We start from the raw sequence: 11,486 nt of genomic DNA on the forward strand, positions 1-11,486 counted from the left end.
CGGGGGACATCCGATGCTACCCAGAGAATCCCGGCGGGAGGTCGTCATTCCCGCCCAGATGCGCAGCAAGGGAGGATGGAGCGACGTCACCATCCGCAACATTTCGCCGCACGGCATCATGCTGCTGGCACCGTTCCCGCCCAAGCCGGGCACGCTGGTAGAGGTCCGCAAGGCCTCGCTGGCGCTGGTCGGCCGGGTCGTGTGGGTGAAGGGCAAGACACTCGGCGTCCAGCTGATCGAGCGGCTGAACTTCACCGCGCTGTTCCGCGCGGCGAACGAGGCTTCGGCGACCAGCCAAGGTCCCGTTCCCGAAACCACCGCCGCCGCGCTGCCCTTCACGAGCACGCGCGCCGGCATCACCGCCTGGCTGCTGGCCGGCATCACCATTCTATTCGCCAGCGGCTGTGCCGCTGTCGCGCTTTTGCAGATTTGACCAAAGCTTCCTGACGATCCCCGAGATGCGGCCCAAGCCGCGCCGGAAACCCCTCAGTCGCCCGTCAGGATCCGGTCCACCAGCTGCTTCACCGTCGGCACGAACCCGTTCGAATAGAAGGGATCGCGCTTGAAGTTATAGGCAGCGTGCCCCGCAAACATCAGATTCTCGTCGGTCGGGCCGCCATGTGCGATGTCCTGCAGCGTCTTCTGGATACAGAAGCTGCGCGGATCGGCCAGCCGCCCGGTCGAGTTGGTCTCGCTGTCCGCCCATGACGAGAAGGCGCACTGGCTGAGGCAGCCCATGCAATCCGCCTGGTCCTTGCGGATGATGCCCTTCTCCTCCTCGCTGACGAACACCAGCGTGTTGTCGGGAGTCTTGAGCGCCGAGGTGAAGCCGTTGCCGAACCATTGGCGGGCACGCAGCAGGTCGTTGCGCGTCACCCAGAAATTCTTGCCCTTCACACCCACGTCGAGCTGGAAAGTGTGGTCGCCCGCCTCTTCCGTCGAATAGGGAATCTGGCGCTCCGAGCGCGCCTCCAGGCTACGCAGGAACGGGTTGCGCACCGCGCTGGAGTAGAAGCCGGTCGGCGAGAAACGGTGCAGCAGCACCTCGCCTTCCTCGATTTCCATCAGCTTGGATTTCCAACCCTGCGGAATCGGGCTTTCCTGGGTCAGCAGCGGACGCGTGCCGAACTGGAACGCGATCGCTCCGAGCTCGGGATTGTCGATCCAGTTGCTCCAGTCCCGGAGGTACCAGACGCCGCCGGCCATCACGATCGGCACGCTGTCCGGAATCCCGCCTTCGCGCATCACATCGCGCAGTTCCTTGACGCGCGGATAGGGATCCTGCGGCTTGAGCGGGTCCTCGGCGTTCGACAGGCCATTATGCCCGCCGGCGAGCCAGGGATCCTCATAGACCACCGCCGCCAGCCATTCAGCCGCCTTCGAATAGGCTCGCTTCCACAGCGCGCGGAAGGCACGCCCGGAGCTGACGATCGGCAGATAGTTGACGTTGTAAGACGCCGCGATCTCGCTGAGCTTGTAGGGCATGCCGGCACCGCAGGTGACACCCGCAACCATGCCCCTGGTACGCTCCAGCACGCCGTGCAGCACGCGCTGCGCACCGCCCATTTCCCACAGCACGTTGATGTTGATCGCGCCCTTGCCGTCACCGATCTCGAAGGCCTTCTTGACCTGCTGGACGGCACCTTCGATCGCGTATTGAATCAGCTCTTCATGGCGCTCGCGTCGCGTCAGCGCGCGATAGATCTGGGGGATGATCTTGCCTTCGGCGTCATAGCTGTCGGCGTTGACCGCGGAGACCGTGCCGATGCCGCCCGCGGCGGCCCAGGCGCCTGCGCTGGCATGGTTGGTGGCAGCCACGCCCTTCCCCCCCTCGACGATCGGCCAGACCTCGCGGCCGTTGTACAGGATGGGAGACAGACCCTTGAACACAGTACCTCCAACAAAAATTCGCGCGACGCTAGACGGATCAGACACAACAAGCGAGCAACATTCGTTATTGCAATGCGTCAGGCCGTCCCATCGCGGCGCCGTAGAGCCGCGCATACGCGGCAATCATTTCACCCTCGTCGAACAACGCACGGGCGCGCACTCGGTTCTCTTCGCCGACATACCCGATTTCCTCGGGGTGCTTGGCGAACATCTCGATCCGATCGCGCAGCAGCACTTCGGTGCGTTCCGGCGACAAATAATGCACGTTGCGCGTGCCGACCATGGTGGGGATATCGCCCACCATCGGCGCGATCACCGGCAGGCCGGCGGCCATCGCCTCGATCACCGAGATCGGCGCCTGCTCGCTCCTGGACGACATCGCGAAGACGTCGAAGAGGCCCATGTAACGATGTGGTTCGGGCAGGAACCCCGTCAGGATCACATCGTCCTCGATCGCCATCGCCTCGGCGGCGTCCAGGATGTTCTGCCGCTCGGGCCCTTCGCCCACGATCACTAGCTTGAAGCGCGTATTGAGCCCCGCCACCGCGCGGACCAGCATCGGCAGGTCCTTGACCGGCCTGAGCCCCGCAACGCAGCCCACCACCAGCGTGCCGGGCTTCTTCTTCTTGAGCTCGGGGATCAGGTTTGGATCGGGTTTGCCGGCATAGAGCATGGTCGGCACGCCATTGGCGATGCGCAGCAGCCGGTCGCGCGGCTGGCGCCACTGCTTGAGCGCGATCTTTTCCAGCACTTCGGACGGCACGACCAGCGCATTGGCAGCAGGCAGAGCGATCCGGCGATACATGTTGCGCACCGGATTGAGCCGCTCGGCCTCGTCCTGGTTGAACCCATCTTCGTGATGGATCACCGGCGGCAGCCCCTTGCCGAACACGCGCGCCGCCATCACCCCATCGATCGCGCCCCAATTATAGGTCAGCACCAGGTCGAAGCGGCGCATGTAGCGCGCGATCGCCTCATACCGCCCGACGGAGGGCTTGCCTGAAAGCGGCGGCGGATCCTGTGCGATCTCGTACTTGATCCCCTTGGCGATCATCTCGCGTGCGGCGAGTTGGTCGGGCATCGCCGAGACGATGGTATGCCGCGCCTTGTCGCCGAACGCGTTCATCAGCCGAACGGCACGCGCTTCCTTGCCGCCAAGGTTGAAGGTCGAGTGGAGGTGGAGGATGTGGATGGGCATCGTTGGAAGGCTCGATAGCCAATCCGTCATCCCGGCGAAAGCCGGGATCTCAGGCGGCGGGTACGCGCTTCTTATTCTTCGTCACCCTGAATTCGTTTCAGGGTCCAGCTCTCCACAGGCGATATCCTTTGAGGCGCGTTGGATGCTGAAACAAGTTCAGCATGACGAATGGCCTAAGCGACGACCCTCGCCAGCAGCCGCTCGATCCCCGCCATCGCCTCCGGCTCGTCCAGCGTCGGCGCATGGCCCACGTCCGGTATCGTCACCAGCTCGGCACCCTTCACCCGCTTGACCATCTTGGCCGCCGTCTCCTCGCTCAGGATGTCCGAGCGCGCGCCGCGCACGATCAGCAGCGGGCGCCCCGCGATGGCGTCGATCGTCGGCCACATGTCCGGCCCCGCCTCGCCCCCCGGCAGGCGGAAGGGCTCGGCGATCTTCATGTCGTAGTCGAGCACGATGCGCCCCGAGCTGTTCACCCGGTAGAGCCGCTTGGCCATGCGCAGCCAGTCCTCGATCCCGTTCTTCGGGTAGACATCGGCGTTGCCGCTCGCCAGCGCCCGCGCCGCGTGCATCCAGGTGGGGAACCACACCGCCTTGCCGACATAGGTGCGGATCCGCGCCAGCCCGGCCGGATTGATCTCCGGCCCGACATCGTTGAGCACCACGCCCGCCAGCTTGTCGCGCTCGGTGGCGGCGAGCAGCATCGTCACCAGCCCGCCCAGCGACGTGCCGACCGCGACGAACCTGTCGATCTTCAGCTCGGTGAGCAGCGCCTCGACATCCTGGAAATAGGTAAGCGGCACATAGGTCATCGGGTCCTTTGCATAGCCGCTCTCGCCGCGCCCGCGGAACTCGATGCACAGCACCCGCCACTGGCCCGCCAGCCACTCGGCGAGCGCTTCATAGTCGCGCGCATTGCGGGTCAGCCCGGGAAAGCAGAGCACGGGCGGCTTGTCCGCCGGGCCCGCATATTCGCGATAGTGGAGACGAATCCCGTCCCGCGACCACCAGAACCCGTCGGAATAGTTGCGTCGCTCGGCCATCCGTCCCCATATCGCCGCATGGACTTCACTCCGCAACAGGCGATCCTCGAACTTGGCGATCGGTTCTACGACCCGGTCGCTGCCGCGCGCTTCCCGCAGACGATCCTGCGCTACCGCAACGGTCGCGCCGCCGCGCAAGTGGGGCTGGACGGTCTGGGCGACGCGGAATGGATCGCCCATTTCGGCCGGTTCGAGCCGCTGAAGAACAGCCTCCAGACCCCGCTGGCGCTACGCTATCACGGTCATCAGTTCCGCGTGTACAATCCCGAGATCGGCGACGGCCGAGGCTTTCTGTTCGCGCAGATGACGGACTGTCGTGGCCGCCTGATGGACCTCGGCACCAAGGGATCGGGCCGGACGCCCTGGAGCCGCTTCGGCGACGGCCGCCTCACGCTCAAGGGCGGCGTCCGCGAGATCCTCGCCACCGAGATGCTCGAGGCGCTGAACGTCGAGACCAGCCGCACCTTCTCGCTGATCGAGACAGGCGAGGAGCTCCACCGCGGCGACGAGCCCTCGCCCACCCGTTCCTCCGTGCTCGTCCGCCTCAACCACGGTCATATCCGCATCGGCACCTTCCAGCGCCTCGCCCATTTCAAGGAGACCGAGGCTATCGAGCAGCTCGTCGCCTATGTGCTGCGACACTATTATGGCGAGGAGCCCGGCGGGGATGGGCCCGCGCGCCTGCTCGCCCATGTCGTCGAGCGCACGGCGACAATGGCCGCGCGCTTCATGGCCGCCGGCTTCGTCCACGGCGTGCTCAACAGCGACAATATCAACGTCACCGGCGAGAGCTTCGACTATGGCCCGTGGCGCTTCGCCCCTTTTTGGGAAAAGACGTTCACCGCCGCCTATTTCGACCATGCCGGGCTCTACGCCTTCGGCCGCCAGCCCGAGGCGATCTATTGGGACGCGATGCAGCTCGCCATTTCGCTGCGCCAGATCGCCGACGAGGAACCGCTGATCGCCGCGATGGACATCTTCCCCGAAGTCTATCAGCGCGAAGTCGCCAGCGCGCTGCTCTGGCGCCTAGGCGTCACCCCGCGCGGTACCGAGGCTGATCGCATCCTCGCCAACGTCCTCGAAAAGGCATTGGCGGAAACGCTGGTCCCGCTCGACGAATTCTTCTTCGATGCGTTCGGCGGCGACCTTCCTGCCCATTATGGCGAAGCGTTCGACGATCTGCGCGGCCAGCTTGCCTTCTACCAGCCCCGCAAGGCGCGCGATCACGCTTACTGGTCGGGCGCACCCTGCTCGATGCTGATCGACGAGGTGGAGGCGATCTGGGCGGCCATCGCCGAATCGGACGATTGGGAGCCGCTCCATGCCAAGGTCGCCGCGATCCGCCAGATGGGCGAGGCGCTCCAAGGTTCCGGCCAAGGTCCCAGCGATGCGTAGCATCGTCGGAGAGGGTGCCGAGGGGAGACTCTGCGCCGTTCCGGCAGTGCATAGCTATCGTCAGAAGGCGCCGGGGGAGGCACTGGCCTAGCCGCCAAAATTCGTGCAAGAGCGCGTAACTATTCCTGAAAGCCCCATTCTTCCCAAATCGATGCCCGGCATGGAAATCATCTCGACCGAACCCGCGACCGGCGCCGTCCTGTGGCGCCAGATGAGCGGAGACGCCGATACGGAAGTCGCGGCCGCGCGCGCCAGCTGGGCCGCCTGGGCCGCCCATCCGCTGGCCTATCGCATCGAGGCGCTGCGCCGCTTCGCCAATGTCGTTCGACAGAAAGCGGACGCCTTTACCGACCTGCTCGCCCGCGAAACGGGCAAGCCGCTCTGGGAAGCGCGCACCGAAGTCGAGACGGTGATCGCCAAGGTCGACATCTCGATCACCGCCTTCTCCGAGCGCACCGGCCAGCGCCGCATCGATGCGCCGATGAACACGCGCCTGGCGCTGCGTCACAAGCCGCACGGCGTGCTGGCGGTGCTCGGCCCGTATAATTTCCCGGTCCACCTGCCCAACGGCCACATCGTCCCCGCTTTGCTCGCCGGCAACGCGGTGGTGTTCAAGCCGTCGGAGAAGACCCCCGCCTCGGGCGCCTTCCTGGTCGATTGCTACCGCGCCGCCGGTATCCCCGAGGGCTGCATCCGCCTGCTGATCGGCGGGCCGGACGAAGGGAAGGCGCTCGCCGGCCATCCGGACATTGACGGCCTGCTGTTCACTGGGTCGGCCAATACCGGCATCGCGCTCAACCGCCAGTTCGCCAACAAGCCCGAGAAGATCCTCGCGCTCGAGATGGGCGGCAACAACCCGATCGTGGTCTGGGACACGCCCGATCTCTACTCGGCCGCCGTGCTCGTCGTGCAGTCCGCCTTCACCACTGCCGGCCAGCGCTGCACTGCCGGACGCCGGCTGATCGTCGACGAGAAGCTGTTCGATCCGCTGATGGTGGAGCTCAACAAGCTGATCGGCCGCCTGATCATCGGCGAGCCGCATGCCGATCCCGCCCCGTTCATGGGCCCGGTGATCGACAATGATTCGGCCGACATGCTCACCGAGAGCTTCCTGGCCCTCTCCACCATGGGCGGTCGCCCGCTGCGCCACATGGAGCGCCCGATCGAAGGCCGCCCGTTCCTCACGCCCGGCCTGATCGACATGACCGGCGCGAACGAGAAGGTCGATGTCGAGCTGTTCGGCCCGATCCTCCAGATCTTCCGCGTGAACAGCTTCGAGCAGGCGATCGCCGAGGCCAACGACACGCGCTACGGCCTCTCGGCCAGCCTGGTGTCGCAGGATCCCAAGCTCTACGACCAGTTCTGGGCCAATATCCGCGCCGGCATCGTCAACTGGAACCGGCCGACCAACGGCGCTTCCTCGGCGGCGCCCTTCGGCGGCGTCGGCTGGTCGGGCAACCACCGCCCCAGCGCCTATTACGCCGCCGATTACTGCGCCTATCCGGTGGTCTCGTCGGAGAGCGAGTCCGCCCGCGCCTCGATGGGTGTCGGCCTGCGCGACGCCTAGGGTTCTGAAGGCGAGCAACAATTCGTTACAATCCGGGCGTTGAAGCGCCACAACCGGTCGCCTACATTCCAGACGCGGACCGGGCCCCTCTGGCGAGGGCTTTCAAAAGCCCTCGTGATGTCGGACCGCATCGAGCGCGCTCGGTGCAGGTTCGGACGGCTAGTCCCCCTTCCCCCACCGAGACTGAACCGGGCGCCGCTCGATCGAATATTTTCGATTGGAGTCTTCGCACGTGAACCCTCTCTACCAGATCCCCCGCACCGGCGCCGCCGCGGCGCGCTTCGACGAGGGGCTGCGCCAGCATATGCTGGGCATCTATCGCAACATGGGGATCGGCCTGGCGATCACCGGCCTCGTCGCGCTTGCCGTGGCGAGCACGCCGGCCCTGGTCGCGCTGATCTTCGGCACCCCGCTCAAGTGGGTGGCGATGTTCGCGCCGCTCGCCTTCATCTTCTTCTTCCAGTTCCGCATCGAGCGGATGAGCACAGCCGGCGCACGCACGGCCTTCTTCGCCTTCGCCGCGGTGATGGGTGTGTCGATGGCCGCGATCTTCCTGGTGTTCACCAACGCCAGCATCGCCATGGCCTTCTTCGCCGCTTCCGCGATGTTCCTGGCACTGAGCCTGTTCGGATACACCACCAGGCGCGACCTTACCGGCATGGGTACCTTCCTGTTCGTCGGGCTGATTGCCGTGGTGCTGATGAGCATCGTCAACCTCTTCATCGGCTCGACGATGCTGCAGATGCTGTTCTCGGTCGTTGGCGTCGTCGTCTTCGCCGGGCTCACCGCGTGGGACACGCAGCGCCTGAAGAGCGAATACGCCCATTACGGCCGCAGCGAAGCCGCCGAGAAGCTCGCGATCATGGGCGCGCTGTCGCTCTACCTGAACCTGATCAACATGTTCCAGCTGCTGCTGAACCTGACCGGTGAACGGGAGTAACGCGCCATGACCAGCTTCACCTGCCCCGTCGACGGCGCCGTGCTGGTGCCGGTCGAGCGCTCGGGGATCGAGATCGATCATTGCCCCAGCTGCCGCGGCGTGTGGCTCGACCGGGGCGAGCTCGACAAGATCATCGAGCGCAACGCCGCCACGGCGCCGATCGTCGCCTCGGCTTCGCCACCGCAATATCGCGACGAACGTCCGCGCCATGACGACCGCCAGGGCCATGGCGGCCATTATCCGCACAAGAAGCGCAAGTCGTTCCTCGAGGAATTGTTCGACTGATCCCTTCCCGGCCCGCGTGCTGGCGCAGTCACGCGGGCGGATGGGTGCGGCCTTTCTCTCCCCCCTTTTGCGAGGCCGCACCCGTCCAACCCACTTCCTCTCCGCGCCATGCGGCGGTTATGATGTGACCGCTAACAGGGGAGGAAGACCATGATCACTCGCAGGTCCGTGCTCGGATCGGCAGCTGGCGCGTTGGCCGGCGCTGCGCGCCCCTTCCCCGCGACTGCTGCGCCCGGCGATTTCGTCACATGCAAGGGCACGGCCCTGTTGCTCGGCGGCAAGCCCTATCGCTTCGCCGGCAGCAACATGTGGTACGCCGCCTGGCTCGGGGCCGATGCACCCTGGGGCAATCGCGATCGGCTGCGCCGCGAACTCGATACCCTCGCCCGAATGGGTGTCCGCAATCTCCGTATCGCCGCCTCCGCCGAGGATTCGCCGCTCAAGAATTCGGTGAAACCCGCCTTCCGCACGCGCGGCAGTACCTGGAACCCTGCGCTGGTCGATGGCCTCGCCTACGCCCTCGCCGAGATGGGCAAGCGCGACATGAAGGCAGTGCTCTATCTCACCAATTTCTGGGAATGGTCGGGCGGGATGATGACCTACCTGTCCTGGGTGAATGGCGGGAAGTATCTCGACATGAACGACCCGGCCCATCCCTGGCCTGAATTCCCCGACATGGCCGCGCAATTCTACGCCAGCAGCGAGGCGGTCGCCCTCTTCCACGACTATGTTCGCGCTACCGTGAAGCGCCATGCCGGCGATCCGGTGATCATGGCGTGGCAGCTCGCCAACGAACCCCGCCCCGGCGGCAGTCCCAAGTCCGCCGAGCCGCTCCTCCCCCCCTACGATGCCTGGATTCAGGGCACCGCCAAGCTGATCAAGTCGCTATCACCCCGGCATCTCGTCTCCACAGGCAGCGAAGGCCTGAAGGGCTCGATCGAACGCCCCGATGTCTACAAGGCGGCACACGCCTTTCCCGAGATCGACTATTGCACCGCCCATATCTGGCCGCTCAACTGGGGTTGGGTCGATGCCAAGGACATCGCCGGCACCAACGCGGCGAGCTTCGCCAAGGTGCGCGAATACATCGCTCAGCACATCGCGCTCGCCGCCGATCTCGGCAAGCCTCTAGTGATCGAGGAGTTCGGCTATCCGCGCGACGGCGGCGGCTACGACCCGGAAAGCGCGACCCGCTTCAAGGACGGCTATTACAAGCTGATCTATGACGCGGTGGAGGCTAATCCCCGCATCGTCGCGGGCTCGAACTTCTGGGCCTGGAACGGCGAAGGCCGCCCGGTGCACGGCGACCACCGCTTCCGCCCCGGCGATACCGCCTGGCTCGGCGATCCGCCGCATGAACCGCAAGGCTGGTACGGCGTTTTCGACAGCGACGCCTCGACGCGCGCGGTCATAGCAGCACATGCGGCGGCACTTGCCTGAGTCATTCCAAATATGGTTCTCGCAGCGTTAACTAACTTATACTAGCAACCTTTTGAATATGAACATGTTTCCCCGCTATGAATATCAGGTGGGCATTTTGAGACCGCGGGATGAACGCCATAGCGTCCTCATCCGCGGCCGCATGCGGGCCGAGGGCCCCTTTGTCGACGTCTGCATCCGCAACGTCTCGAAGAACGGCATGATGCTCCAGGCGCCACGGGCCCCGCAGCGCGGTACCTATGTCGAGGTGCGCCTGCCCGAGGATACGGTGGTCGGTCAGGTCATCTGGGCGAGTGACCGCCGCTTTGGTATCAGGACGCGCGAGCGGGTGCCGGTCTGGCGCATGCTCGGCCGCCCCTCGCCGATCGAGCGCGGCAAGGATGCGCCTCGCGTCGGGATGACGGTCGGCGGCGCGGCCGTCCGGGCACACGCCAATGCCCGCGTCGCCGGGCGCAGCATGGAATTCGTCTTCCTCGCGCTCGCCGTCAGCGTGATCGCCGGTTTCTTCGCGTTCCTCGGCTATGAGGCACTGGCGGGCCTCACCGCGCAGATCACAACGCACCTTTGACGCGCGCGGGAAAGTTTCCCTAGTCCCTTCCCAAGCAACCTTCCGTTGCCCCTCGCGCGCCCGGAGCCCATTTGCCACCCATGGCAACGCTCCTCGATCCCACCGCGCGCGGGCGCGTGATTCTCGTTGGCGCTGGCCCGGGCGATCCGGGCCTGCTGACCGTGCGCGCCGTCGAAGCGCTCAAGCAAGCGGACGTCGTCGTCCATGACGGCCTGGTCGATCCGCGCGTCCTCGATCTCGCCCCCCAGGCGCACCGCATCTCGGTCGCCAAGAGCCGCTCGAAGCACACCGTGCCGCAGGAGGCGATCAACGCCCTCATCGTCGCGCATGTGAAGACCGGCGCGATCGTCGTGCGGTTGAAGGGCGGCGACCCGTTCATCTTCGGCCGCGGCGGCGAGGAAGTAGAAGCCGTACGCGAAGCCGGCCTGCCCGTCGAAGTCATCCCCGGCATCTCCGCCGCACTTGGCGCCGCCGCAGAAGTCAACCTCCCGCTCACCCATCGCGACTGGTCGAGCGCGGTCAGCTTCGTCGCCGGCCAGTGCAAGGGCCTCAAGGACCAGGACTGGTCGGGCCTCGCCGGCAAGGGCCGCACGCTGGTGATCTACATGGGCGTCGCTACCTGCCCGGACATCTCCGACAAGCTGATGGCCGATGGCGTCGCCCCCGACATGCCCGTCGCCGTGCTCGAGCGCGGCACGCTGGAGGGCAGCCGTGCGCTGCGCACGATCCTCGCCGATCTCGGCCCGATGGTCGAGCGCGAGAAGGTGAAGAGCCCTGCGATCATCGTCGTCGGCGAAGTCGTGCTGCTCGCCGACGCGCAGGACAAGCTCGCCGCCTGGGCGAAAGCATCGGAGGCGCTCGCATGAAGCTGCTCACCGGAAACGATCTCGCCACCGGCGACGTCACCTGGTGGACGGGCTCCGGCTGGTCGCGCCATGTCGAGGATGCCGCCGATGTCGGCGACCAGGGCGAGGCGATCGCGCATGCCGAGGAAGGCGCCCGCCGCGTCAACGGCCCCTATGTGATCGACGCGTCCGAGACGCCCGAAGGCCCGCGCCCCGCCCACATCAAGGACCGCATCCGCGCCCTCGGCCCCACCGTCCGCCCGGACCTGACGTTGAAGCCCGCCGACCCCAATGCCGGCAGCTGGGTGATCTGAA

Annotated in this window: 12 protein-coding genes; 9 read left to right on the forward strand and 3 right to left on the reverse strand. The window is 66.0% G+C overall.

The annotated features are described in order from the left end of the window. Positions 1–13: 13 nt before the first annotated feature. The gene (locus tag AC1RPL_RS02795) at positions 14–433 is read left to right on the forward strand and encodes a PilZ domain-containing protein (protein WP_493067731.1); all 420 of its coding nucleotides are present in this window, start codon (positions 14–16) and stop codon (positions 431–433) included. Positions 434–486: 53 nt separating this feature from the next. Here AC1RPL_RS02795 and AC1RPL_RS02800 read toward each other — a convergent pair whose 3' ends face one another. The 3 genes from AC1RPL_RS02800 to AC1RPL_RS02810 all read right to left on the reverse strand — a co-directional run bounded on the left by AC1RPL_RS02800 (position 487) and on the right by AC1RPL_RS02810 (position 4,131). After that, positions 487–1,890 carry an NAD(P)H-dependent flavin oxidoreductase gene (locus tag AC1RPL_RS02800; protein ID WP_493067732.1) on the reverse strand — a complete coding sequence of 468 codons (1,404 nt, stop codon included), beginning with the start codon at positions 1,888–1,890 and terminating at the stop codon, positions 487–489. A gap of 64 nt (positions 1,891–1,954) precedes the next feature. Beyond that, positions 1,955–3,088 carry a glycosyltransferase family 4 protein gene (locus tag AC1RPL_RS02805; RefSeq protein ID WP_493067733.1) on the reverse strand — a complete coding sequence of 378 codons (1,134 nt, stop codon included), beginning with the start codon at positions 3,086–3,088 and terminating at the stop codon, positions 1,955–1,957. A gap of 173 nt (positions 3,089–3,261) precedes the next feature. After that, on the reverse strand, positions 3,262–4,131 hold the full coding sequence (locus AC1RPL_RS02810) for an alpha/beta fold hydrolase (protein ID WP_493067734.1): 870 nt from the start codon (positions 4,129–4,131) through the stop codon (positions 3,262–3,264). A gap of 18 nt (positions 4,132–4,149) precedes the next feature. Here AC1RPL_RS02810 and AC1RPL_RS02815 point away from each other — a divergent pair, with 18 nt between their 5' ends. The 8 genes from AC1RPL_RS02815 to AC1RPL_RS02850 all read left to right on the forward strand — a co-directional run bounded on the left by AC1RPL_RS02815 (position 4,150) and on the right by AC1RPL_RS02850 (position 11,485). Continuing rightward, positions 4,150–5,526: a protein adenylyltransferase SelO family protein gene (locus AC1RPL_RS02815; RefSeq protein ID WP_493067735.1), complete on the forward strand. Its 1,377-nt coding sequence runs from the start codon at positions 4,150–4,152 to the stop codon at positions 5,524–5,526. Positions 5,527–5,677: 151 nt separating this feature from the next. After that, positions 5,678–7,093 carry a succinylglutamate-semialdehyde dehydrogenase gene (gene astD / locus AC1RPL_RS02820; protein WP_493067736.1) on the forward strand — a complete coding sequence of 472 codons (1,416 nt, stop codon included), beginning with the start codon at positions 5,678–5,680 and terminating at the stop codon, positions 7,091–7,093. 232 nt (positions 7,094–7,325) lie between these two features. Then, the gene (locus tag AC1RPL_RS02825; protein WP_493067737.1) at positions 7,326–8,033 is read left to right on the forward strand and encodes a Bax inhibitor-1/YccA family protein; all 708 of its coding nucleotides are present in this window, start codon (positions 7,326–7,328) and stop codon (positions 8,031–8,033) included. A 6-nt stretch (positions 8,034–8,039) separates the two neighbouring features. Further along, positions 8,040–8,318, forward strand: a complete 279-nt coding sequence (locus AC1RPL_RS02830; RefSeq protein ID WP_493067738.1) for a TFIIB-type zinc ribbon-containing protein — start codon at positions 8,040–8,042, stop codon at positions 8,316–8,318. 150 nt (positions 8,319–8,468) lie between these two features. Continuing rightward, positions 8,469–9,758, forward strand: a complete 1,290-nt coding sequence (locus AC1RPL_RS02835; RefSeq protein ID WP_493067739.1) for a glycoside hydrolase 5 family protein — start codon at positions 8,469–8,471, stop codon at positions 9,756–9,758. A gap of 64 nt (positions 9,759–9,822) precedes the next feature. Further along, the gene (locus tag AC1RPL_RS02840; RefSeq protein WP_493069070.1) at positions 9,823–10,326 is read left to right on the forward strand and encodes a PilZ domain-containing protein; all 504 of its coding nucleotides are present in this window, start codon (positions 9,823–9,825) and stop codon (positions 10,324–10,326) included. Between the two features lie 80 nt (positions 10,327–10,406). Continuing rightward, positions 10,407–11,192, forward strand: coding sequence for a uroporphyrinogen-III C-methyltransferase (cobA, locus tag AC1RPL_RS02845; protein ID WP_493067740.1), 786 nt, complete (start codon positions 10,407–10,409; stop codon positions 11,190–11,192). Beyond that, on the forward strand, positions 11,189–11,485 hold the full coding sequence (locus AC1RPL_RS02850) for a DUF2849 domain-containing protein (protein ID WP_493067741.1): 297 nt from the start codon (positions 11,189–11,191) through the stop codon (positions 11,483–11,485). The genes cobA and AC1RPL_RS02850 overlap by 4 nt, the downstream gene beginning before the upstream one ends. The last annotated feature ends 1 nt before the right edge of the window (position 11,486 follow it).

It is taken from the genome of Sphingomonas sp. GW821-FHT12D09, assembly GCF_058807215.1.

What these genes read in the sequence shown, in the direction of transcription:
- astD (WP_493067736.1), top strand. Translation starts at nt 5,678, where the DNA reads ATGCCCGGCATGGAAATCATCTCGACCGAACCCGCGACCGGCGCCGTC.
- AC1RPL_RS02840 (WP_493069070.1), top strand. Translation starts at nt 9,823, where the DNA reads ATGTTTCCCCGCTATGAATATCAGGTGGGCATTTTGAGACCGCGGGAT.
- AC1RPL_RS02835 (WP_493067739.1), top strand. Translation starts at nt 8,469, where the DNA reads ATGATCACTCGCAGGTCCGTGCTCGGATCGGCAGCTGGCGCGTTGGCC.
- AC1RPL_RS02815 (WP_493067735.1), top strand. Translation starts at nt 4,150, where the DNA reads ATGGACTTCACTCCGCAACAGGCGATCCTCGAACTTGGCGATCGGTTC.
- AC1RPL_RS02830 (WP_493067738.1), top strand. Translation starts at nt 8,040, where the DNA reads ATGACCAGCTTCACCTGCCCCGTCGACGGCGCCGTGCTGGTGCCGGTC.
- cobA (WP_493067740.1), top strand. Translation starts at nt 10,407, where the DNA reads ATGGCAACGCTCCTCGATCCCACCGCGCGCGGGCGCGTGATTCTCGTT.
- AC1RPL_RS02810 (WP_493067734.1), bottom strand. Translation starts at nt 4,131, where the DNA reads ATGGCCGAGCGACGCAACTATTCCGACGGGTTCTGGTGGTCGCGGGAC.
- AC1RPL_RS02850 (WP_493067741.1), top strand. Translation starts at nt 11,189, where the DNA reads ATGAAGCTGCTCACCGGAAACGATCTCGCCACCGGCGACGTCACCTGG.
- AC1RPL_RS02795 (WP_493067731.1), top strand. Translation starts at nt 14, where the DNA reads ATGCTACCCAGAGAATCCCGGCGGGAGGTCGTCATTCCCGCCCAGATG.
- AC1RPL_RS02805 (WP_493067733.1), bottom strand. Translation starts at nt 3,088, where the DNA reads ATGCCCATCCACATCCTCCACCTCCACTCGACCTTCAACCTTGGCGGC.